Source organism: Bordetella genomosp. 5 (genome assembly GCF_002261475.1).
Classification (GTDB): domain Bacteria; phylum Pseudomonadota; class Gammaproteobacteria; order Burkholderiales; family Burkholderiaceae_B; genus Bordetella.
The window spans coordinates 45362-67361 of sequence record NZ_NEVN01000004.1; the positions used below are offsets into that span (position 1 = coordinate 45362).

Annotated in this window: 18 protein-coding genes; 13 read left to right on the top strand and 5 right to left on the bottom strand. The window is 66.1% G+C overall.

Annotation, left to right across the window (positions count from 1 at the left end; all coding sequences use genetic code 11):
• The first annotated feature begins 90 nt into the window (after positions 1 to 90).
• A complete protein-coding gene (locus CEK29_RS06740) occupies positions 91 to 3726 on the top strand; it encodes a YhdP family protein (protein ID WP_255176087.1) in 3636 nt (1211 codons plus the stop codon).
• A 79-nt stretch (positions 3727 to 3805) separates the two neighbouring features.
• On the opposite strand, the gene rho is transcribed toward CEK29_RS06740, so the two are convergent.
• Positions 3806 to 5062, bottom strand: a complete 1257-nt coding sequence (rho, locus tag CEK29_RS06745; RefSeq protein ID WP_094800517.1) for a transcription termination factor Rho — start codon at positions 5060 to 5062, stop codon at positions 3806 to 3808.
• 138 nt (positions 5063 to 5200) lie between these two features.
• Positions 5201 to 5527, bottom strand: coding sequence for a thioredoxin TrxA (gene trxA / locus CEK29_RS06750; RefSeq protein WP_094800515.1), 327 nt, complete (start codon positions 5525 to 5527; stop codon positions 5201 to 5203).
• 324 nt (positions 5528 to 5851) lie between these two features.
• Between trxA and parE the strand changes: the two genes are divergently transcribed.
• From parE to CEK29_RS06770, 4 genes are all read left to right on the top strand, one after another.
• Positions 5852 to 7813 carry a DNA topoisomerase IV subunit B gene (gene parE / locus CEK29_RS06755; RefSeq protein ID WP_094800513.1) on the top strand — a complete coding sequence of 654 codons (1962 nt, stop codon included), beginning with the start codon at positions 5852 to 5854 and terminating at the stop codon, positions 7811 to 7813.
• Positions 7813 to 8406, top strand: a complete 594-nt coding sequence (locus CEK29_RS06760) for a YcxB family protein (RefSeq protein WP_094800511.1) — start codon at positions 7813 to 7815, stop codon at positions 8404 to 8406. The genes parE and CEK29_RS06760 overlap by 1 nt, the downstream gene beginning before the upstream one ends.
• Positions 8407 to 8437: 31 nt before the next feature.
• Positions 8438 to 10753, top strand: a complete 2316-nt coding sequence (parC, locus tag CEK29_RS06765) for a DNA topoisomerase IV subunit A (RefSeq protein WP_094857654.1) — start codon at positions 8438 to 8440, stop codon at positions 10751 to 10753.
• 114 nt (positions 10754 to 10867) lie between these two features.
• The gene (locus CEK29_RS06770) at positions 10868 to 12067 is read left to right on the top strand and encodes a DUF418 domain-containing protein (RefSeq protein WP_094857655.1); all 1200 of its coding nucleotides are present in this window, start codon (positions 10868 to 10870) and stop codon (positions 12065 to 12067) included.
• 51 nt (positions 12068 to 12118) lie between these two features.
• On the opposite strand, the gene CEK29_RS06775 is transcribed toward CEK29_RS06770, so the two are convergent.
• Together CEK29_RS06775 and CEK29_RS06780 are read right to left on the bottom strand one after the other, a co-directional pair.
• On the bottom strand, positions 12119 to 13459 hold the full coding sequence (locus CEK29_RS06775; protein WP_094857656.1) for an aspartate aminotransferase family protein: 1341 nt from the start codon (positions 13457 to 13459) through the stop codon (positions 12119 to 12121).
• Between the two features lie 43 nt (positions 13460 to 13502).
• The gene (locus tag CEK29_RS06780) at positions 13503 to 14453 is read right to left on the bottom strand and encodes a MurR/RpiR family transcriptional regulator (protein WP_094857657.1); all 951 of its coding nucleotides are present in this window, start codon (positions 14451 to 14453) and stop codon (positions 13503 to 13505) included.
• 273 nt (positions 14454 to 14726) lie between these two features.
• Between CEK29_RS06780 and CEK29_RS06785 the strand changes: the two genes are divergently transcribed.
• From CEK29_RS06785 to CEK29_RS06810, 6 genes are all read left to right on the top strand, one after another.
• The gene (locus CEK29_RS06785; protein ID WP_094800501.1) at positions 14727 to 15269 is read left to right on the top strand and encodes a MarR family winged helix-turn-helix transcriptional regulator; all 543 of its coding nucleotides are present in this window, start codon (positions 14727 to 14729) and stop codon (positions 15267 to 15269) included.
• The gene (gene ectA, locus CEK29_RS06790; protein ID WP_094800499.1) at positions 15266 to 15832 is read left to right on the top strand and encodes a diaminobutyrate acetyltransferase; all 567 of its coding nucleotides are present in this window, start codon (positions 15266 to 15268) and stop codon (positions 15830 to 15832) included. The genes CEK29_RS06785 and ectA overlap by 4 nt, the downstream gene beginning before the upstream one ends.
• A 113-nt stretch (positions 15833 to 15945) precedes the next feature.
• A complete protein-coding gene (gene ectB / locus CEK29_RS06795; RefSeq protein WP_094800497.1) occupies positions 15946 to 17253 on the top strand; it encodes a diaminobutyrate--2-oxoglutarate transaminase in 1308 nt (435 codons plus the stop codon).
• Entirely contained in the window at positions 17250 to 17651 is a 402-nt protein-coding gene (locus tag CEK29_RS06800; protein WP_094857658.1) for an ectoine synthase, read from the top strand. The genes ectB and CEK29_RS06800 overlap by 4 nt, the downstream gene beginning before the upstream one ends.
• 25 nt (positions 17652 to 17676) lie before the next feature.
• Positions 17677 to 18603 (top strand): ectoine hydroxylase, encoded by a 927-nt coding sequence (gene thpD, locus CEK29_RS06805; protein WP_094800493.1) that lies wholly within the window; start codon positions 17677 to 17679, stop codon positions 18601 to 18603.
• Positions 18604 to 18970: 367 nt separating this feature from the next.
• Entirely contained in the window at positions 18971 to 19846 is an 876-nt protein-coding gene (locus CEK29_RS06810) for an MOSC domain-containing protein (RefSeq protein WP_094857659.1), read from the top strand.
• Here CEK29_RS06810 and sugE read toward each other — a convergent pair whose 3' ends face one another.
• Positions 19847 to 20164: a quaternary ammonium compound efflux SMR transporter SugE gene (gene sugE, locus CEK29_RS06815; protein WP_094800489.1), complete on the bottom strand. Its 318-nt coding sequence runs from the start codon at positions 20162 to 20164 to the stop codon at positions 19847 to 19849. It abuts the gene before it with no gap.
• A 253-nt stretch (positions 20165 to 20417) separates the two neighbouring features.
• Here sugE and panD point away from each other — a divergent pair, with 253 nt between their 5' ends.
• Positions 20418 to 20786, top strand: coding sequence for an aspartate 1-decarboxylase (gene panD / locus CEK29_RS06820; protein WP_094800487.1), 369 nt, complete (start codon positions 20418 to 20420; stop codon positions 20784 to 20786).
• Positions 20787 to 20842: 56 nt separating this feature from the next.
• Positions 20843 to 21889, top strand: a complete 1047-nt coding sequence (locus tag CEK29_RS06825; RefSeq protein WP_094857660.1) for a CDP-6-deoxy-delta-3,4-glucoseen reductase — start codon at positions 20843 to 20845, stop codon at positions 21887 to 21889.
• Positions 21890 to 22000: the final 111 nt, after the last annotated feature.

The following is a 22000-nucleotide window of genomic DNA, read 5'->3' on the forward strand; positions in this document are numbered from 1 at the left end:
CGTCAGGCAGTTCGCCGGCGCTGCGCAGGACGGACAGGTTTAATGTATAAGGGGACGATACCTGAGAATGCACTTTCCCGATCATCCAACGTGTCCGTTTCCCGCAAATTGATCCGACGCCTGTTCTGGGGGCTATTTGCCCTCTATTGCGTGGCGGCCGCCGGTTTCATCGGGCTGCGGTATTGGGTGCTGCCGCAGGTGGACCGCTGGCGGCCGGACATCGAACAATACGCCAGCGAGACGCTGGGCACCAAGGTCTCGATCGAACACCTGAGCGCCGATTGGCGTGGACTCAATCCGCGATTGCGGCTGCTGGGCGTCAGCATCCACGACCCGCAGACCGGGCAGTCCGTGCTCGAACTGCCCAAGGTGGCGGCCACGCTCGGCTGGCGCAGCGTGCTGCTGCTCTCGCCGCGGCTCCTGAATCTGCGCATCGACAACGCCGACGTGACCTTGCGGCGCGCCGCGGATAATCATCTTTGGGTCGCGGGGCAGTCATTCGATCTCAGCGAAACGGGCGACGGCCAGTCGCCGCTCATGCGCTGGCTCATGCGTCAGCGCGAGTTGAGCCTGCACGGCGCGACCTTGCGCTGGCAGGACGAGCTGCGGCAGGTGCCCGAAATCGCGCTCACCGACCTGAATTTTGTCGTGCGCAACGGCGCCCTGTCGCACCGCTTCGCGCTGCGCGCCCGGCCGCCGGCCGAGTTGGGCGCGTCGCTGAACGTGAAGGGCGAGTACAACCGGGCGTTGTTCGTGCGCGGTGCGTCGCGCGATCCCGCCAACAGGAGCGGCCAACTGTACGCCGAGCTCATCGATGCCGAACCGATGGCCTGGAAGCGCTGGCTCGATCTGCCCGTGCATGTGCAGGGCCGATTCTCCGCGCGGGCCTGGGCCGACATGGCCGCCGGCAAGATCACCGGCTTCAGCGCCGACGCCCTGGCCCGAGGGGGCGCGTGGCGTGCCGACGACGGCAAAACGCAGGCGGGGTTTTCGAGCGCCAGCCTGCATGCCGAAGGATCGCCCGGCGACATCGTGACGTTCGCCGATGTGCCGCTCGCGCGCAGCGCCGACGGCCGTGGGGTGTCGGTCAGGCTCAAGCTCGATCGGGCGAGCGTGGCCCTGCCCGAGGTGTTCGCCACGCCGACGCTCGATGCGCACCAGGCCGTCTTCGACGGCCGGTGGGTCGAGCCGCCGGGTCAGCCGCTGCGGCTCGACCTGCGCGAGCTCAGTCTGGTCAACGATGACCTGCAGGGCCGTCTGCAAGGCACCTGGCGGGCCGAGGGCAGCACGCCCGCGGGCACGGCCGACCTGCGCGGCAGTCTGTCGCGCGCCGCCATGTCCGCGATTCATCGTTACCTGCCGCTGGAGGTCAACCAGGACGCACGCGACTGGCTTGCCTACGGGCTGCCCGCCGGCGAGATCCGCGACGCGGCCATCACGATCCGGGGCGATCTGGACGGCTTTCCCTTTTCCGCCCCGGGCGCCGTGGGCGAGTTCCGGCTGGCGGGCGCGTATCGCGACGCCATCGTCGATTACGCGCCGGCGCGACCCGGGCGCAAGGCCTGGCCCCGGCTCGAAAACCTCGGCGGCAGCTTTGCCATCGACCGTGCCAGCCTGACCCTGGACTCGCCGGGCGAGGGCCGCATCCGCACCAGCGACAAAGAGACGCTCTCGCTGGGCAAGGTCCACGCCGTGATTCCCGACATGGAGCACGACGCCACGCTCACGGTCGACGGCGATTCGCACGGCTCGGTGCCGGCCTATCTTGCGCTGGTGGCGCATTCCCCGCTGGGTGGCCTGCTCGACGGCGCGCTCGACGAGGCCAGCGGGCAGGGCGACTGGCATGTGCCGCTCAAGCTCGACGTCCCCCTGCTCAACGCCGACGATTCGCGCGTGGCGGGCAAGGTGATCTTCAACGGTGGCAGCTTCCGTTTCATGCCCGAGATCCCGGTGTTCAATCAGGTGCAAGGAGAGCTGCTGTTCACCGAGCGGGGGCTCGAGGTCAAGGACATCAAGGGGCACTTCCTGGGCGGCCCGGCGCGCGTGTGGGGCAAGATGGAGCAGGGCGCCGAACCGCTGCGGGTCGAAGGCACGCTGGCCGGCGACGCGCTCGGCGAACTGGTCAACGCCCAGGCCATGAAGCGCTTTTCCGGCCGGACTCGCTACAGCGGACAGCTCAGCTATCTGCGGGGCGGTGCGGTCGACATCTCGGTCAAATCCGACCTCGACGGCCTGGCGATCGACATGCCGGCGCCCGTGGGCAAGCCGGCCGCGAGCGCGCTGCCGCTGTCGCTGCAATGGAGCGCCGCGACCGATGCCGGCGCGCGCGACCGGCGCTGGCTCTCGGGCAGCCTCGGCGAAAATATCAACGTGCTGTTGGAGCGCGACCCGGCGCTGCGCGCCAGTTATTTCTCGCGCGGCGCGGTGGGCGTGAACCGCGCGGCCGTGCTGCCCCCGACGGGCCTCAGCCTCGCGGCGACCGTGCCCGCGCTCGATCTCGATGGCTGGAATACCGTCATCGATGCGTTCGACGAACCCGCGGTGAAGAGCGCGCGCCCGGTGGCGAACAGCCGGCCCGCGCTGCCGCCGGCGGCCCAGGTGAATCTGGCCACCGAGAAGCTGCGTGCGGGCGGTTACGTGCTCGACAATTTGAAGTTGTATGCGCAACGGCCCGCGCCGGATCAATGGCGCGTGGACATCGATTCCCGTCAGGCCAAGGGGGCGCTCGAATGGACCGAAGCGTCGCAGGTGATCGCGGGGCGCATCACCGCGCGCTTCAAACACCTGGCCCTGGGCGGCTCGGACGACACCAACCAGGCCAAGGATGCGCTGAACGAAGGGACCGACCTCTCCGATATTCCCGCCGTCGATCTCGTCGCCGACCAGTTCGTGCTGTACGACAAACCGCTGGGCAAGCTGCGCCTGCTGGGCACCAATCTGGAGCGGGGCAAACTCTGGCGGCTCGACACGCTGCAGATCACCAACGACGCGGCCTCGCTCGACGCGACCGGCACCTGGCGGCTCGAGGGCGCTCAGCGCGGCCTGTCGATCGACGTCAAAACCAAGTTCGCGGACATGGGCAAGCTGCTCGACCAGGTCGGCCTGAAGCAGGTGATGGCGGGCGGCAGCGGCACGCTCGACGGCAATCTGTCCTGGCAGGATCTGCCCTGGACGCACAACCTCGCCAATGTGGATGGCGCCTTGTTGCTCAGCCTGGACAAAGGCCGTTTTCTCAACGTCAACTCCCGCACGGCGCGGCTGCTCGAGCTGCTGTCGCTGCAGTCGCTGCAGCGGCTGAGCAAGCTCGATCTGAATCCCGCCGGCGTGCTGCGCGAGGGCTTCCCGTTCGATACGGTGCGGGGCGATGTGGCCATCAACGATGGCCTGGTCCGGACCGAGGGTTTCAAGGTCAACGGCCCGGTGGCCGCCATCGTGCTGGCCGGCACCACCAATATCATCGACGAGCGCTGGGACCTGAAAACGGTGGTGATTCCGAACATCGACGCGAGCGGCGCGGCCGTGGCCACGGCCGCCATCGTGAATCCGCTGATCGGCCTGGGCGCCTTTCTGACGCAGTGGTTGCTCAAGCAACCGCTCGCGCGCGCCATGTCGGCGGAATACGCGGTCACGGGATCCTGGGACGACCCCAAGATCGCCCCGATCGAAACCCGCGTCCCGCGGGTGCAGGAAGATCCGGCGGCCGATTTCGGCACCGGCGGCAGCTGATCGGGCAGCCACGCCCGCCGGTTCGACCCATGTAAAACGGGAGCCTCGGCTCCCGTTTTCGATACTGCCGACGTTCGGCTTACTTCTTCATCATGTCGAAGAATTCGGCGTTCGTCTTGGTGGCGCGCATCTTGTCGACGATGAACTCCATCGACTGGATTTCGTCCATGTCGTGGATGAACTTGCGCAGCACCCACACCTTTTGCAGCAGCTCGGGCTTGATGAGCAGCTCTTCGCGGCGGGTACCCGACTTGTTCAGGTTGATGGCCGGATAGACACGCTTCTCGGCCAGACGGCGCTCGAGGTGGACTTCGGAGTTGCCGGTGCCCTTGAATTCTTCATAGATGACTTCATCCATGCGGCTGCCGGTTTCGATCAGCGCGGTGCCCAGGATGGTGAGCGAACCGCCTTCTTCGAGATTGCGCGCCGCGCCGAAGAAGCGCTTGGGGCGCTGCAGGGCGTTGGCGTCGACACCGCCGGTGAGCACCTTGCCGGAGGCCGGCACCACGGTGTTGTAGGCACGCGCCAGACGGGTGATCGAGTCGAGCAGGATCACCACGTCCTTCTTCATTTCGACCAGGCGCTTGGCCTTTTCGATCACCATTTCGGCGACCTGCACGTGGCGGGTGGCCGGTTCGTCGAAGGTCGAGGCCACGACTTCGCCGCGCACGGTGCGCTGCATTTCGGTGACTTCTTCGGGGCGCTCGTCGACGAGCAGGACGATCAGGACGGCGTCGGGGTAGTTGGTCGTGATGGCATGCGCGATGTGCTGCATCATCACGGTCTTGCCCGACTTCGGCGGCGCCACGATCAGGCCGCGCTGGCCTTTACCGATCGGGGCGAAGATGTCGAGGATACGGCCGGTGAGGTTTTCTTCGCTCTTGATCTCGCGTTCCAGACGCATCACCTGGTTCGGGTGCAGCGGCGTCAGGTTCTCGAACATGATGCGGTGCTTGATGGTCTCGGGCGTGACGCCGTTGACCTTGTCGACCTTCACCAGGGCAAAGTAGCGCTCGCCATCCTTGGGCGTGCGGACTTCGCCTTCGATCGAGTCACCCGTGTGCAGGTTGAAGCGGCGGATCTGCGAGGGCGAGATGTAGATGTCGTCCGTGCTGGCCAGATACGACGTTTCGGGCGAGCGCAGGAAGCCGAAGCCGTCGGGCAGGACTTCGAGGACGCCGTCGCCGAAGATCTGCTCGCCTTGCTTGGCGCGCCGCTTCATGATGGCGAACATCAACTCCTGCTTGCGCAGGCGGTTGGCGTTCTCGATTTCCAGGCCAGCGGCCATTTCCAGCAGCTGCGACACGTGCAGCGCCTTCAGTTCATTGAGGTGCATCGCGGTGAAATAGGGGGAAAAGAGGGAGACGGGATCTGGCGGCAGGCCACGGACGGGCCCGCGCGGTAGTGTCGCGCCGCTTGCGTATTCCGGGAGCGTGGCTCCCGGCGCAGCGCGGCGCGGTCCGCAGCGCGTATTTTACAACGCGCTGTCCAGAAAGGCGGTCAGTTGAGACTTGGACAGGGCACCGACCTTGGTCGCGGCAGCCTGGCCGTTCTTGAAGAGCATGAGGGTCGGAATGCCACGCACGGCGTACTTGGCGGCGGTTTCCTGGTTTTCATCGACGTTGAGCTTGGCGACCGTCAGGCGGCCGGCGTACTCGGTGGCGACTTCTTCGAGGATCGGCGCAATCATCTTGCAGGGACCACACCAGGCGGCCCAGTAGTCGACCAGCACGGGCTGGGCCGATTGGAGCACGTCGCCTTCGAAGCTGGCGTCGCTGACGTTCTTGATTTGCTCGCTCATGGATCTGATTCTCGACGGGGGGAGGAGGGATGGGCCGGAACTACTGCCCCGGGGGCCCGGGGACCGGCTCGCCAGTGGCGCGCCTGCGGCAGCCGCCCTCTGTGACTTGTTAGGGTAAGGATTAAAGCATACCACTGTCGATAACAACAGGGTTTGCCGGTTTTGTGTAGCATGATGCGGCGCAACCGGCTCCCCAGCCGGGCGCATCCTGTCCATCCTACCGAATTCCGGGTTGCTCAGCTCGTGCGCATTCCACCGAAAGGCGCGCCGAATAAGGGCTTGTCCGTAGAATGTCGGTTTTTTTCCACAGATGTTGGGGATAACTTGGCGACACCACGTTACACCGAATCGTCGATCCGCGTCCTGAAGGGGCTGGAGCCTGTGCGCCAGCGCCCGGGTATGTATACCCGCACCGAAAACCCCCTGCACATCGTGCAGGAGGTCATCGACAACGCGGCCGACGAGGCACTTGCCGGTCATGGCAAGCAGATCCAGGTCACTTTGCATGCCGATGGCAGCATTTCCGTCGAAGATGACGGCCGCGGTATCCCCGTCGGCATGCATCCCGAAGAAAACGCGCCCGTGGTCGAGCTGGTCTTCACCCGGCTGCATGCCGGGGGCAAATTCGATAAGGCGGGCGGCGGCGCCTATGCCTTCTCCGGCGGCCTGCACGGCGTCGGCGTGTCGGTCACCAATGCCTTGGCCAAGCGGCTCGAGGTGGTCGTCTGGCGCGATGGCGGCGTGCATCGCCTGGTCTTCGAAGGCGGCGACGTCACCGAAGCGCTCGCGCCGTATCCCGAAGCGGGCCGCAAGAAGGCAGGCACCCGGGTGCGCGTCTGGCCCGATCCCAAGTACTTCGACAGTCCGAATATTCCGCTGGGCGAACTCACGCACCTGCTGCGCAGCAAGGCCGTGCTGTTGTCGGGCGTGAAGGTCCAGCTGGTCAACGAAAAGACCGGCGACACCAAGACCTGGCAATACACGGAGGGCCTGCGCGGCTATCTGGCCGAGGCGCTGGCCGGAGCCGAGCTGATGGTGCCGTTCTTCGAGGGCGAGCAGTACGCGGGCGCGGATCACGAGAGCTTCGCCGAGGGCGAGGGAGCTCAGTGGGTGGTGGCCTGGACCGACGACGGCAACGTCGTGCGCGAGTCCTACGTCAACCTGATCCCGACTCCCGCGGGCGGCACGCACGAGTCCGGCCTGCGCGAGGGCCTGTTCGGCGCGGTCAAGAGCTTCGCCGAGCTGCACAGCCTGCTGCCCAAGGGCGTGAAGCTGTTGCCCGAAGACGTGTTCGCTCGCGCGAGCTTCGTGCTGTCGGCCAAGGTGCTGGATCCGCAGTTCCAGGGGCAGATCAAGGAGCGCCTGAACAGCCGCGACGCCGTGCGGCTGGTCGGCGGCTTTTCCAAGAGCGCGCTCGATCTGTGGCTGCACAGCAATGTCGAGTTCGGCAAGAAGCTCGCCGAGCTCGCCATCCGGCAGGCCCAGGCACGCGCGCGTTCCGCCCAGAAGGTCGAGAAGCGCAAGAGTTCGGGCGTGGCGGTATTGCCGGGCAAACTCACCGACTGTGAGTCCAGCGACGCGACGCGCACCGAAGTCTTCCTGGTCGAGGGTGACTCGGCGGGCGGTTCGGCCAAGATGGGCCGCGACAAAGAATTCCAGGCCATCCTGCCGCTGCGCGGCAAGGTGCTCAACTCCTGGGAGGTCGACCGCGACCGGCTGTTCGCCAACAACGAAATCCACGACATCGCCGTGGCGATCGGCGTCGATCCGCACGGTCCGAACGACACGCCCGATCTCTCGGGCCTGCGCTATGGCCGCGTCTGCATCCTGTCCGACGCGGACGTCGACGGCTCGCACATCCAGGTGCTGCTGCTCACGCTGTTCTATCGCCACTTCCCCAAGCTGGTCGAGGCGGGTCACGTCTACGTGGCGCGTCCGCCGCTGTTCCGCCTCGACGTGCCCGCGCAGGGCAAGCGTCCGGCGCGCAAGGTGTACTGCCTCGATTCGGGCGAGCTCGAAGCCGCGCAGGACAAGCTGCGCAAGGAAGGCGTGCGTGAAGGCGCCTGGAGCGTCAGCCGCTTCAAGGGTCTGGGCGAAATGAATCCCGAGCAGCTCTGGGAAACCACGATGAACCCCGACACCCGCCGCCTCCTGCCGGTGGGCTATGGCGACCTGACGCCCGAAGACACCACGCGTCTGTTCGACATGCTGATGGGCAAGGGTGAGTCGTCCCAGCGCCGCGCGTGGATCGAAGAAAAGGGCAATCTCGCGGAGCTCGACATCTGATGACGCAGGTGACGCCCCCCGCGCCGCTCACGGTGGATCTGACGCTCGACGATTACCAGACGTTCATCACCTACGCGCACCGCCGGCCCGAATTGCGCCGCCGCCGGATCAAGAGCCATATCCGGTTCGGGATCATCATGGCCGTGGGTCTGCTGCTCTACACGGCGGCACGCAGCTCGAGCGCCGGCCTGGGCACCAGTCTGTCGGTGGTGCTGCCGGCCTTCGCGCAGAGCGCGGTGGTCGGGCTGGGCACGCTGCTGCTGATGGCCCTGGTGTTCGAACATGCGGTGCCGGCGATGGCGCGTTTCAACGTGCGCCGTGCCTTCGCACGCGAGCCCGACAATCCTTTCCTGGGACGCCATCACTTTCTGTTCGAGGACGACGGCATCGGCGACGCGACCGAGCATGCCTCGGGCAGCGTGCCCTGGGACATGGTGCGTAGCGCCGAAGAAACCCCGGATTACCTCTTCCTGTTCATCGCGCCGCTGCAGGGCGTGATCCTGCCCAAGCGGGGCCAGGATCCGGCCGCGCTGGCCGCGGTGCGGGCGCAGGTGCGTGCGCACGTGAGCGGATCGCAGCTGCAGCCCGACTGAGCAAGAAGCGCATATTGGATAAAGACTGATCATGACCGATACCAACCAAGCCGGCCTGTTCGACGCGCCTTCCGGGGGCGACGACGAGGCCATCACGCTGGGCCGTTATGCCGAGCAGGCCTATCTGGATTACGCCGTTTCGGTGGTGCGCGGGCGCGCGCTGCCGGACGTGGGCGACGGCCAAAAGCCGGTGCAACGCCGCATTCTCTACGCCATGCAGGCCATGGGGCTGGGCGGCAACGCCAAGCCCGTGAAGTCGGCGCGCGTGGTGGGCGACGTGCTGGGCAAATATCACCCGCACGGCGACCAGGCCGCGTACGACGCCATGGTCCGCATGGCGCAGGATTTCTCGCTGCGCTATCCGCTGATCGATGGCCACGGCAACTTCGGTTCGCGCGACGGCGATAACGCCGCCGCGATGCGATATACCGAAGCGCGCCTGACCCCGTTCGCGCGCCTGCTGCTCGACGAGCTCGACGAGGGCACGGTCGACTTCGTGCCCAACTACGATGGCAGCCAGCAAGAGCCGCAGATGCTGCCGGCCCGCCTGCCCGTCATGCTGCTCAACGGCGCGTCGGGCATCGCCGTGGGCATGGCCACCGAGATTCCGCCGCACAATCTGCGCGAGGTCGCGGCCGCCTGCGTGGCGCTGATCCGCAATCCCAAGCTCGCCGACGAAGACGTGCTCGCGTTCATCCCCGGCCCCGACTTCGCGGGCGGCGGCCAGATCATCACCGCGCCGGCCGATATCGCGCAGATCTACACCACCGGGCGTGGCTCGCTGAAGGTGCGCGCGCGCTGGCAGTTCGAAGAGATGGCGCGCGGTCAGTGGCAACTGGTCGTCACGGAACTGCCGCCGGGCACCTCTGGCCAGAAGGTGCTCGAAGAAATCGAAGAGCTCACCAATCCCAAGGTGCGCGCCGGCAAGAAGGCCCTGTCGCCCGAACAGCAGCAGTCCAAGGCAGTGATGCTGAGCCTGCTGGATACCGTGCGCGACGAGTCGGGCAAGGATGCCGCCGTGCGTCTGGTGTTCGAGCCCAAAACGTCCAAGGTCGATCGCGACGACTTCGTGAACACGCTGCTCGCCCAGACCAGCATGGAAAGCAACGCGCCGATCAATCTCGTGTGCATCGGCACGGATGGCCGTCCGCGCCAGAAGGGCTTGCGCGAAGTGCTCGAGGAGTGGGTCGCGTTCCGCACGGACACCGTCGTGCGCCGCACGCGCTACCGCCTCGATAAGGTCGCTGATCGGATCCATGTGCTCGAAGGCCGGATGGTGGTCTACCTCAATGTCGACGAGGTGATCCAGACGATCCGCGAATCCGACGAGCCCAAAGAAGCGCTCATGACGCGCTTCTCGCTGTCCGAGCGTCAGGCCGAAGACATCCTCGAAATGCGTCTGCGCCAGCTGGCGCGCCTCGAAGGCTTCAAGATCGAGCAGGAGCTCGCCGACAAGCGCGAAGAGCAGGTGAAGCTGCAAGACCTGCTCGACAATCCCAGTTCGCTGAAGCGCCTGCTCATCAAAGAGATCGAGGCAGACGCCAAGCAGTTCGGCGACGAGCGCCGCACCCTCATCGAGACCGCCGAGCGCGCCGTGCTCGAGACCAAGGTCGTCGACGAGCCGGTCACGGTCATCGTGTCGCAAAAGGGCTGGCTGCGTGCGCGTCAGGGCCACGGCCACGATGCCGCGCAATTCAGCTTCAAGCAGGGCGACGATCTCTACGGCGCATTCGAGTGCCGCACGACCGACACGCTGATCGCGGTGGGCGACAACGGCCGCGTCTACACCGTGGCGGTGGCGGGCCTGCCGTCGGCGCGCGGCGACGGTCAGCCGGTCACCACGATGATCGATCTGGAATCCGGCACGCGCATCGTGCATACCATCGCGGCGGCGCCCGACACGCGCTGGCTGCTGGCCACGCAGGGCGGCTACGGCTTTGCCACGCGCCTGTCCGACATTAGCAGCCGTCAGCGCGGCGGCAAGCAATTCGTCACGCTCGAGGCGGGCGATGCGTTGCTGCGCCCGGTGCCGCTCTTCGAAGGCGCGGCGCAGTTGGCGCTGCTGTCGGCCAAGGGCAAGTTCCTGGTGTTCGGGCTGGACGAGGTCAAAGCCCTGTCGGGTGGCGGCCGCGGCACCATCCTGATGGGCCTGGATCCCAACGACAAGCTCGAGCAGGCCGTGCCCATCGGCAAGGCCGGGGTGCGCGCGACCGGCATCTATCGCAACAAGCCCACCGAGGACATCCTCGCGGGCACGGCGCTCACGCCCTACGTTGGCAAGCGCGCTCGCAAGGGCCGTCAGCTCGACGTGCGGCCCAAGCAGCCGCTGCTCTCGCCGGTCTTCTGACCGGTGTCTGGCGGCGATGGGCCTCGAGGCTCATCGCCGTTTTTGCATTCTTAGCGGCTGCCGCCGCGGGCCGCGCCGCGGCGGCTGCCGCCGCGGGCCGCGCCGCGTTCATCCATGCCGCTACTCCCCGATCCCACCGCCTCGCGTCTGACGCACCTCGATGCCCTGCGCGGATTTGCCTTGTTCGGCATTCTGCTCGTGAACATCAATGTGTTCGCGTCCACCTACTACGGATACGCGGTGGCCGATCCAAACTTCGATCGGCCTCTCGACGGCACGGTGCTGTGGACCGTCGCCTGGCTGTTCGAAACCAAGTTCTATCTGCTGTTCTCGTTTCTCTTCGGCTACAGCTTTTCGCTGCAGCTGGATTCGGCCGCGCGTGCCGGTGTGGCGCCGGTGTCGAGGCTGCTGCGCCGTTTCGGTGTGCTCGTCCTGCTCGGCCTGATTCACGCGTTTCTGTTCTATCACGGCGATATTCTCGTCACCTACGGCGTGCTGGCGTTGATCCTGCTGGCGTGCCGTGACATGGCGCCGGCTCGCGCGCTGAACGCCGCGCTGTTCGTGATCACGCTGGCCTCGCTGGGATGGCTGCTGCTGGGCGGGCTCGCCACGCTCGACCCGCAGGCGATGCAGCCGCCCGCCATCAGCTACGACGGCCCGCTGGCCGCGGCCGAGGCCTACCGCGGCACCATCGGGTCCACGATCGCCCAGCACGCACGCGAGCTGATCGAAACGGCGTGGTTCATGGTGCTGCTGGTGCAGGGGCCTTACGTGCTCGCGATGTTTCTCGCCGGGCTGGCGCTCGGTCGCCGCGGTGCGCTCGTCGCGCCTTGGCAATCGCCGCGCACGCTGGGTCTTCTGGTCGCGTTGTGCCTGCCGGCCGGGCTGGCCGGGGCGGCCGTGTATGCGTCCTCCGGTCTGCCGCAGGTGCCCGAAGCCTACACCGTGATCGGTCTTGCCATCGGGCTCTTCACGGCGCCGCTATTGAGCCTCTCGTATGCGGGCGTCTTTTTTCTGGTCTGGCGCACGGCGATCGGCCCGCGCCTGCTGGGCTGGCTGGCGCCGATGGGGCGCATGGCGCTCAGCAATTATCTGATGCAGTCGGTGGTGTGCGCGTTCGTGTTCACTGCCTGGGGGCTGCGCCTCGTCGGCACGGTGTCGCCGCTCCAGACCGTGCTGATCGCGCTCGCGATTTTTGCCGCGCAGGCGCCGTGGTCCGCGTGGTGGCTGCGGCATCACGAATACGGCCCGGTGGAATGGCTGTTGCGCGCCGCGACCTACGCGCGCCGCCCTGTCTGGCGCCGGCGGGCATGAGCGGATCGCGGCCGTCTCGGGCATGACGGCCGCGCTGGCGCAAGCCGTGTCTCAGCGCGTCAGCCCGCCGATGGCGGCGTCGATCGCCTCGGCGAGCCGCGCGACCAATTGATCGAGCTCGTCGTCGGTGATGATGAACGGCGGCGCGATCAGGACGTGATCGCCGTGCCGTCCGTCGATGGTGCCGCCCATCGGATACACCATCAGGCCACGGGCCATCGCCTCGCGTTTGATCTGTGCGTGCAACGACCGGGCAGGGTCGAACACCTGCCGGGTGGCACGGTCGGCCACCAGCTCCACGCCCATGAAAAGCCCGCGGCCACGAATGTCTCCGACATGCGGATGATCGCCGAGCCGGGCCTGAAGGCGCGCGCGCAGTCCGTCACCCTGCCGGCGCACCTGCGCCAGCAGATTGTCGCGCTGGATGACCTCCTGCACGGCGAGTGACGCCGCGCACGCCATGGCGTGGCCCAGATAGGTGTGGCCGTGCTGAAAGAACCCGCTGCCTCGCTGCATGGCCGATACGATGCGCTCCTGCGCCATCACCGCGCCGATCGGCTGATATCCGCCGCCCAGTCCCTTGGCAATGGTGATCAGATCGGGCAGCACGCCCTCCTGTTCGACGGCATAGAGGGTGCCCGTGCGGCCCATGCCGCACATCACCTCGTCCGCGATCAACAACACGCCGTGCCGGTCGCAGACCTCGCGCACCTTGCGCAGGTAGCCGCCCACGCCGGGCACGGCGCCAAGCGTGGCGCCCACCACCGGCTCCGCCACGAAGGCCATGACCGTCTCGGGCCCCAGGCGCAGGAACGTGTCCTCGAGCTCGTCGGCCAGGCGCTGCGCGTATTGCGCTTCGGTTTCGTCCTGGCGCTGATCGCGGTAGGCATAGCAGGGCGATACGTGCGTCACGTCGATCAGCAAGGGCGCGAATTGCGCGCGGCGCGCGGCGTTGCCGCCGACGGCCAGCGCGCCCAGCGTATTGCCGTGGTAACTCTGACGGCGCGCCACGATGTTGCGGCGCTGCGGCTGGCCGATCTCGACGTAATACTGGCGGGCCATCTTGAGCGCCGCCTCGACCGCCTCCGAGCCGCCGGAGACGAAGTAGGCATGCGAGGTGCCCGCGGGAGCGTCGGCCACCAGCCGTTCGGCGAGCCGCTCGGCCACCTCCGTCGTGAAGAAGCCGGTGTGCGCATAGGCGAGCGCATCGATTTGCGCGTGCATGGCCGCGCGCACCTCGGGATGGTTGTGGCCCAGGCAGGACACCGCGGCGCCCCCCGACCCATCGAGATAGGCACGGCCCTCGCTGTCGTAGAGCCACACGCCTTCGCCGCGTACCGCGGTGGCAGGGGTGTGGCGCAGCGAGCGATGCAGGATATGGGTCGGTTTCATGGCGCCTCCGCGCGGTTCGAATCGATAAAAGGCTTGCGTGCGCTCAGCCGGACTGCCGCGCACGGTGCCAATACACCTGCTCGGCCTGCAGGCGCGCCTCGACGTCGGCGAGGCGGTCCAGCACGGCTTCGCCGCCGCACGCCGTGATGCGTGCCACCAGGTGCTCGGCCAGCGCCAGCAGGCCGGCGGTGGTGTGAAAGAACGACCCGGGCCCGGCTACCGCGGGCTGCGCCTGCGCCTGCTCGAGGTCGCTCCCCGCGAACCGGAGCGTGTGGCGGGCGTCGGCGGCGATCGGCGACAGGGGCGAGTCGGTCAGCGCGATCACGGCCACGCCGCGCGCGACGGCCTGCTGCGTGAGGGCGACCGTGGCCGTGGGGTAGGGGGCCTGCGACAACACCACGAGCGCGTCGCCGTGCTGCAGGGCGTCGATCTGCTCGGCGTGCGTGTCGCCCAGGCCGTCGATCAGGACGCCGTTGCGACGAATGAGCTGGTAGGCATAACGCATCTGGAAGGCGATGCCGAAGGCGGAGCGCGTGCCCAGGAATCCGACCCGTGGCGCGGCCAGCACGGTCAGTGCGGCGGCGTCGAGATCGGCCGGGGTGTTCAGCACGCACGCCGAAGCCATGGCGTCGGTCTGGGCCGCCTGCAGCACCGCATGCCCTGGCCGGCGGCCAGCGGCATCCGGCTCGGGCGCGTTCGCCGCCTGCAGGGCCGCCGCGCGCTGCCGCAGGCCGGGCCCGCGCGGGGCGGCCAGCGCCGACTGAAAGGGTCGGCGAAAGTCGTCGTAGCTCTCGTGTCCGGTGGCCCGCGCCAGCCTCAGCATCGTGGCCGGCGCGACCCCGACCGCCTGCGCCTGACGGCGCATGGACCACAGCCCGACCTCGACAGGATGGGCGACGACCCAATGCGCGGCGCGTTCCAGTTCCGGGGGCAAGGTGGCGAGGCGCGACCGCAGCGTGTCGACGAGCGCCTCGGGCAGCGGCAAATCAGGCATGATGTAGGCGAGGCAATAAAACAGATGTTGTTTTATACATTAGCTAAAAAACATTCGTTTTATGTCTTGGGTATGCCCCTTTTTTACCCCGGGAATGCCCTGATATTACGTCCCTATTAAAAGGGGCGCCCCCTGGGGATATCGGCTATTTTTGTCATCTGCTGCAAAGTCACCTTCATTTAATTACATCGTGCTTGCAATTCAGGTTTGACTCATACGGTTTGGCCGCATATCATTTGTGTAGAAATCAATTTTGTTGAACTATTTTCAGTCATGAATAACGTCACGACGACGGAATCCTCGCAGCAGTACGACCTCCGCATCCTGCGCGCCCTGCGCCGCATTACGCGTTCGATCGCACTGCACTCGCGCCAGCTGGCCGCGGTGAGTCACATCACCGCGCCCCAGCTGATGTGCCTGCGTACGGTGATTGCCAGCGGTCCGCTTACGGCCACGGCGATCAGCCGCGAGATTCACGTCAGCCCCAGCACGGTCGTGGGCATTCTCGACCGTCTGGAGGACAAAGGTCTGATCCGCCGCGAACGCGGCCGTGAAGACCGCCGCATCGTGTTCGTTACCGCCACGGATGCCGGCCGCGCGCTGGCAACCGAAGCGCCGTCGCCTTTGCAGAAGCATCTGGCCGACTCGCTCAACGCGCTGCCCGAGCTCGAGCAGGCGACGATCACGCTCTCTTTGGAGCGCATCGTCGACCTGATGGAACAGGAAGGACATGCAGCAGAAGTCCATGATCCCTCCTCGCCCATTCTCGACGTGCCCACGGGTGGCGCACCTCCAGAATCGGGATTGGTCGTATGAGAAATATAGAACTTAACAACACTACTTCCCTGCCAAATTCGGCCGCGCGCCCCGCGTCGGCCCGCCTGCCGCGCCACATCTTCCGGTCAGCCACGCTGACCGATGGCGCCGCGATCCATCGGTTGGTCTCCGAATGCCCGCCGCTGGATGTCAATTCCCTCTATGCCTACCTGCTGCTGTGCGAACACCACAGCGAGACCTGCGTGGTCGCCGAGAGCCTGGGTGGCGACATCGACGGATTCATCTCCGCCTACGTCCCGCCCAACCGCCCCGACACGCTCTTTGTCTGGCAGGTAGCCGTGCACGCCCGTGCCCGCGGCCAACGACTGGCCCGCGCCATGCTCAACGAACTGCTGTCGCGCGACGCGCTGCAGCAGGTGCGCCATCTTGAAACTACGGTGGGGCCTGACAACCAGGCTTCGCGCCGCACGTTCACCGGTCTCGCCGGTGAGCTGGGCGCCCACGTCAGCGAGCAGCCGTATTTCGATCGGCAGCTGTTTGGCGGGGCCGAGCACGACGACGAGATGCTGTTGAAGATAGGCCCGTTCGCCCCGTCCCACTAACGGGACGGCCGCTCGCGGCCTTCAGTACCGCCGACTTAGTCCATGACATCCGGATGCCTCACGGCAACTGGAGGGGGCTTTGTTGTCTGTCAATTTGATGATGGGAGGATCACATGGATTTGAAAATTTTTGACCGGATGGAGTCGGAAGTCAGGGGCTACATTCGGTCCTTTCCAGTGATATTCAGCCAGGCCCGCGGGTCGCTGCTGATCGATGAGGAAGGCACGGAGTACATCGATTTTTTCAGTGGCGCCGGCACCCTGAACTACGGGCATAACAACCCGGTCTTCAAGGAAAAGCTGCTCGAGTACCTCGAGTCCGACGGTGTGGTTCACGGCCTCGACATGGCCACCAGCGCCAAGAAGCGCTTTCTCGAAACGGTGGATCGCGTGCTGCTCAAGCCGCGCAACTGGCAGTACACGCTGCAGTTCACCGGTCCCACGGGCACCAACGCGGTCGAAGCCGCGCTGAAGATCGCCCGCCAGGTCAAGGGACGTTCCAACATTATCTCGTTCACCCACGGCTTTCATGGCGTGAGCGGCGGCTCGCTCTCGGCGACCGCGAATATGAAGTTCCGTGATGCGGCCGGCTACGCGCTCGGCAACACGACCTTCATGCCCTATGACGGTTACTTCGGTCCCGACGTCGACACGATCGCCTTCCTGGAGCGCATGCTCGATGATCCGAGCAGCGGCCTGGACAAGCCGGCCGGCGTGATCGTCGAAACCGTGCAGGGCGAGGGCGGTGTCAACGTGGCCACGCTGCGTTGGCTCAAGGAGCTCGAAAAGCTGTGCCGTCGTCACGACATGCTGTTGATCGTCGATGACATTCAAGTGGGCTGCGGACGCACCGGCAGCTTCTTCAGCTTCGAGTCGGCCGGCATCCGTCCGGACATCATCACGCTGTCGAAGTCTCTCTCGGGTTTTGGCCTGCCCATGTCCCTCGTGCTGATGAAGCCCGAGCTGGACGTGTGGAAGCCGGGCGCCCACAGCGGCACTTTCCGCGGCAACAACCTGGCCTTCGTCACGGCCACCGAAGCGCTCGACACCTACTGGGCGAGCGACGCGTTCTCGACCGACATCCAGCGCAAGGAGCGTCTGGTGCGTGATTGGCTCGAGAACCTGGCGCACAGCTACCCGAACGCCGGCCTCGCGGTCCGTGGGCGTGGCCTGATCCAGGGCCTGGTGGCGACCGCCGATCCGGGCCTGGCCAACCGCATCGCGCAGAAGGCGTTCCAGCGCGGCGTGGTGATCGAGACGTCGGGCGCGCACGATGAAGTGCTGAAGTTCCTGCCCGCGCTGACGATCGAGGATGAACTGTTGACCCGTGGCCTGGACGTGATCGAGGCCAGCGTGGCCGATGCCTTGGGCGAAGACGAAAAGTCCGCCCGTGTACTCAAATTTGGAGGTAAGCGTCGATGATCGTGCGAAATGTGAAAGATGTGATTGGCACCCAGGACGAGGTGCGCACCGATACGTGGGTGAGCCGTCGTGTGCTGCTGAAGAAGGACAACATGGGTTTCTCGTTCCATGAAACCACGATCTTTCCCGGCACGCGCACGCACATCCACTACAAGAACCACCTCGAGGCCGTCTGGTGCATCGAGGGTGATGGTTCGATCGAGACCATTGCCGATGGCAAGAAGTACGACCTGGGCCCGGGCGTCGTCTACGCCCTGAACGAAAACGACGAGCACTGGCTGTGCGGCGGCAAGGAGCCGCTGCGGGTGATCTGCGTTTTCAACCCGCCCCTTACCGGCCAGGAAGTGCACGACGCCGATGGCGTCTACGCCCTGCCCGAAGAGAAGGTCGCCGCCTGAGGCCAACACTGAACTGGAGGTTTCTATGATTTCACCTGCGCAGGATCCGTACGCCTCGCGTACGGATCGTGGTTCCGCCATCATCGCCCGCAAGGACCCCGTGGTCTACGGCGATGGTCAATACGCCGATGCGCTCAGCACCGAACAGGTGCAGTCGTACGAGCGTGATGGCTTCCTGCTGCTGGAAAACTTGTTTTCCCAGGAAGAGGTCGCCGCGCTGCTGGCCGAGGTCGAGCGCATGACGCGCGATCCCGCCATCGTGCGTCGCGAAGAGGCGATCACCGAGCGTGGCAGCAATGCCGTGCGCTCGATTTTCATGGTGCACGTGTTGAGCCCGGTGCTGTCGCGTCTGTCCCGTGATCCGCGCGTGGCCAACGTGGCCCGCCAGATCCTGGGTTCCGAGGTGTACATCCACCAGTCGCGTGCCAATATGAAGCCGGGTTTCCACGGCAAAGAGTTTTACTGGCACTCCGACTTCGAGACGTGGCACGTCGAAGACGGCATGCCCGCCATGCGTGCACTGAGCTGCTCGGTGCTGCTGTCGGACAACAACGAAACCAATGGCCCGCTCATGCTGGTGCCGGGTTCGCACCGTCAGTTCATCTCGTGCGTCGGCGAGACGCCGCGTGACCACTACAAGCAGTCGCTGAAGAAGCAGGAATACGGCGTGCCGGATCAGGTCAGCCTGCAGCTGCTCGCGGAGCAGGGCGGCATCCAGACCATGATGGCCAAAGCCGGCTCGGTGGTGTTCTTCGACTGCAACACGATGCACGGCTCGAACAGCAACATCTCGCCGTGGCCGCGTTCCAACGTGTTCATGGTCTACAACAGCATGGAAAACACGCTGAATCCGCCGAAGTACGGCCTGGATCCGCGTCCGGAGCACATCGCCACGCGCAAGGCGTTCAAGGCTGTCACGCCGCTGGACGCACTGAAGCTCGTGGAGCGCTGACCTCCCAATGCCTGCGGCGGCAAGCCGTGGCATTACCCATTCCCCGGGGCGATCCCCCGGGGTTTTTTTGGGCCCGCCCACCGCCGGGCCGTCCCAAGGTGGGCGCGCCCCCTCGGGGGGCAGCAAGCCGCAGGCGCAGCGTGGGGGCACATCCTCCACCGCCGGGCCGTCCCAAGGTGGGCGCGCCCCCTCGGGGGGCAGCAAGCCGCAGGCGCAGCGTGGGGGCACATCCTCCACAGCAGGGTCGTCCCAAGGTGGGCGCGCGGGCTCGCCTTGGAGCCTCATTTTTGCTGCGATGTGGACCTGGGCGGGGTGGGAACGGCCTGCTAAGCTTGCCCGCATTCCACAACCCATTCCCTGGTGTTCCATGGCCGCTCGGATCCGCAGTCTGCATATCTATCCCGTCAAATCGTGTGCCGGCATCGACTTGAGCGAGTCGCCGATCGACCGCGCGGGCCTGAACCACGATCGCCGCTGGCTGATCGTGACGGCCGAGGGCCAGTTCATGACGCAGCGCCAGTGGCCGCGCATGGCGCTCATCCGCACCGCACTCGACGCCCGCTCGCTCACGCTGAGCGCGCCGGGTCAGTCGCCGCTACAGGTGGCGCTCGACGAAAGCGGGCTCGCACCCGCCTCGGAGCAGGTCGAAGTGTGGCGCGACGCCATCACCGCGCGCGCCGATACCGACGCCGCCGCCGCCTGGTTGAGCGAGTTTCTGGGTACGCCTTGCCGGCTGCTCAAGGTCGATCGCGAGGCCCGCCGTCCGGCCAAGCCCGAATGGGTCGATGGCTGGCTCGAGCGTCATCCCGACTTCGCCGACGAGTTCGCGGGCGATCATTTCTTCGGCTTTGCCGACGGCTTCCCGCTGCTGATCACCAATCAGGCATCGCTGGACGACCTCAATGCCCGCCTCGAGGCGCGGGGCGCGGCGGCGGTGCCGATGGACCGCTTCCGGCCCAACATCGTGATCGAAAGCGACGACTGGCCCGCATTCGAAGAAGACCAGACCGCCGTCGTGACCCTCGGTGAGGCCAGGCTCGCGCTGGTCAAGCCGTGCACCCGGTGTTCGGTGCCCGACATCGACCAGCGCACCGCCCAGACGTATGCCGAGCCGGGGCAGACGCTCGCCGGCTACCGCAATCTGGATATCGGGGTGGTTTTTGGCCAGAACGCGATCGTATCGGCGCCCGAGGGCGCCGTGCTCCGCGTCGGGGATGCGGTCGAGATCGAACTCGACTTCTGATCAGGGCGTGGCGAGTTTGAGGCCGATCAGGCCGACCACGATCAGCAGCACGCTGGCGATGCGCAGCGGGCTGGCGGACTCGCCGAAAAGCACGATGCCCGCGACAAAGGCACCAATGGTGCCGATGCCGACCCAGACCGCGTAAGCGGTCCCCAGCGGCAGGGTCTTCATGGCGGTGGACAGCAGCCAGAAGCTCACGATCATGCCGGCCACGGTGATGACCGAGGGCACGAGGCGCGTGAATCCGTGCGTGTATTTGAGGCCGATCGCCCAAACGACTTCGAAGAGTCCGGCGAGAAACAGAATCAACCAGGTCATGACAGCTCCGTGTAGCGCCCGCCTGAGAAGGGGCGAGCGGCATTGAAGGGGCCGTCCCCGGATGAGGCAATGCGTGGCGGCAGACGCCGCACGACGCTTCCGGGTCGTCCCGGAGCCAAAAATTATAGAATAGCGGACGCCAGAGGGCAAAGCCGGGAGCCCTCGCTGCAATGGGCGCGTCTGGCGGCGTCCGCCGCCGCGCTGCCCGGGCCTTTGTTGCGGACCCGGCCCGCACACCAGGAATCAAATTTTTATGCAACGCATTATGCTGCGGGCGAAGCTGCACCGCGTCACGGTCACCGAAGCCGATCTGCACTACGAAGGTTCGTGCGGCATCGACGAAGACCTGCTCGACGCCGCCGGCATGCGCGAGTTCGAACGCATCGAACTCTATAACGTCACCAATGGCGAGCGCTTCGATACCTACATCATCAAGGCAGCCCGCGGTAGCGGCGCCATCTCACTCAACGGCGCAGCGGCACGCAAGGCGCAGGTCGGCGATCTGCTCATCATCTGCACCTACGGCCCGATGTCCGAAGAAGATTCGGCGCGGCACAAGCCGCAGGTCGTGCTGGTGACCGACGCCAACCGCGTCAAGGAAATCCGCAAGTTCCCGGACTGAGTGTCCGGGCCGGCGGGGCGCCCTCCAGCGCTCCGCGTCTCCCACTTCGTATCATCATGAGCTTCTCGGTCACCATCCAACCCAGCCAGCATCATTTTCAGGTCGAGTCAGGCCAGACCGTGCTCGACGCGGCATTGGCCGCCGGCATCGTGCTGCCCTATAGCTGCCGTACCGGCGCATGCTCCACCTGCAAGGGCAAGGTGGTGTCCGGCGAGTACGATGCCGGCACCTATCCGGCCCAGATCCTGTCACCCGAGGAGCTCGCCGCCGGCTACACGCTGTTCTGCCAGGCCCGTCCCCAGACGGACCTCGTGCTCGAATCCACCGAAGTCCGGCTCGCTTCCGACATCCAGATCCGCAAGCTGCCCTCGCGCGTGCAGACGCTCGAGCGCGTCGCGCCCGATGTCACCGTGCTGAAGCTGCAGTTGCCGGCCTCCGAGCAGTTCCGTTACTACGCCGGCCAATACATCGAAGTCATCCTGAAGGACGGCAAGCGCCGTTCGTACTCGATGGCAGGGGCGCCGCACACCGGCAGCCCGCTCGAACTGCACATTCGCCACATGCCCGGCGGCCTGTTCACCGATCACGTCTTCGGCGCGGGCGCCACCCAGATGAAAGAGCGCGAGATCCTGCGCCTCGAAGGCCCGTTCGGCTCGTTCTTCCTGCGCGAAGACAGCGACAAGCCCATCATCCTGCTCGCCAGCGGCACCGGCTTCGCGCCGGTCAAGGCCATCGTCGAGCATATGGCGCACAACGAAATCCGCCGTCCGGTCACGCTCTACTGGGGTGGCCGTCGTCCGCAGGATCTGTACATGGACGCCCTGGCGCGTTCCTGGGCCGAGACGCTGCCCGGCTTCACCTATGTGCCGGTCATTTCCAATGGCCTCGAAGAAGACGCCTGGACGGGCCGCACCGGCTTCGTGCACGAGGCCGTGATGGCCGATGTGCCGGACATGTCGGGTCATCAGGTCTATGCCTGTGGCACGCCCCTGATGGTCGATGCCGCACGCCGCGAATTCAGCGCGCAATGCAGCCTGCCCGCCGAGGAGTTCTACGCCGACGCGTTCACCTCCGAGGCCGATCTGGCCCGCGTCGGCGCCTGATTTCAGCGCCGCGCATCATGCGACAATGGGAGACATCCAACCGGCTCGATGCGCGGTGCGGATGTCTCCCCTTTTTTTTAGCGAACTTCGTGCCTGCGCCGGAGTAAACTG

Bases quoted from the DNA above. Each gene is read 5' to 3' on its own strand.
- rho (WP_094800517.1), bottom strand. From the start codon at position 5,062: ATGCACCTCAATGAACTGAAGGCGCTGCACGTGTCGCAGCTGCTGGAA.
- trxA (WP_094800515.1), bottom strand. From the start codon at position 5,527: ATGAGCGAGCAAATCAAGAACGTCAGCGACGCCAGCTTCGAAGGCGAC.
- CEK29_RS06760 (WP_094800511.1), top strand. From the start codon at position 7,813: ATGACGCAGGTGACGCCCCCCGCGCCGCTCACGGTGGATCTGACGCTC.
- parC (WP_094857654.1), top strand. From the start codon at position 8,438: ATGACCGATACCAACCAAGCCGGCCTGTTCGACGCGCCTTCCGGGGGC.
- CEK29_RS06770 (WP_094857655.1), top strand. From the start codon at position 10,868: ATGCCGCTACTCCCCGATCCCACCGCCTCGCGTCTGACGCACCTCGAT.
- CEK29_RS06775 (WP_094857656.1), bottom strand. From the start codon at position 13,459: ATGAAACCGACCCATATCCTGCATCGCTCGCTGCGCCACACCCCTGCC.
- CEK29_RS06780 (WP_094857657.1), bottom strand. From the start codon at position 14,453: ATGCCTGATTTGCCGCTGCCCGAGGCGCTCGTCGACACGCTGCGGTCG.
- CEK29_RS06785 (WP_094800501.1), top strand. From the start codon at position 14,727: ATGAATAACGTCACGACGACGGAATCCTCGCAGCAGTACGACCTCCGC.
- ectA (WP_094800499.1), top strand. From the start codon at position 15,266: ATGAGAAATATAGAACTTAACAACACTACTTCCCTGCCAAATTCGGCC.
- ectB (WP_094800497.1), top strand. From the start codon at position 15,946: ATGGATTTGAAAATTTTTGACCGGATGGAGTCGGAAGTCAGGGGCTAC.
- CEK29_RS06800 (WP_094857658.1), top strand. From the start codon at position 17,250: ATGATCGTGCGAAATGTGAAAGATGTGATTGGCACCCAGGACGAGGTG.
- thpD (WP_094800493.1), top strand. From the start codon at position 17,677: ATGATTTCACCTGCGCAGGATCCGTACGCCTCGCGTACGGATCGTGGT.
- CEK29_RS06810 (WP_094857659.1), top strand. From the start codon at position 18,971: ATGGCCGCTCGGATCCGCAGTCTGCATATCTATCCCGTCAAATCGTGT.
- sugE (WP_094800489.1), bottom strand. From the start codon at position 20,164: ATGACCTGGTTGATTCTGTTTCTCGCCGGACTCTTCGAAGTCGTTTGG.
- panD (WP_094800487.1), top strand. From the start codon at position 20,418: ATGCAACGCATTATGCTGCGGGCGAAGCTGCACCGCGTCACGGTCACC.
- CEK29_RS06825 (WP_094857660.1), top strand. From the start codon at position 20,843: ATGAGCTTCTCGGTCACCATCCAACCCAGCCAGCATCATTTTCAGGTC.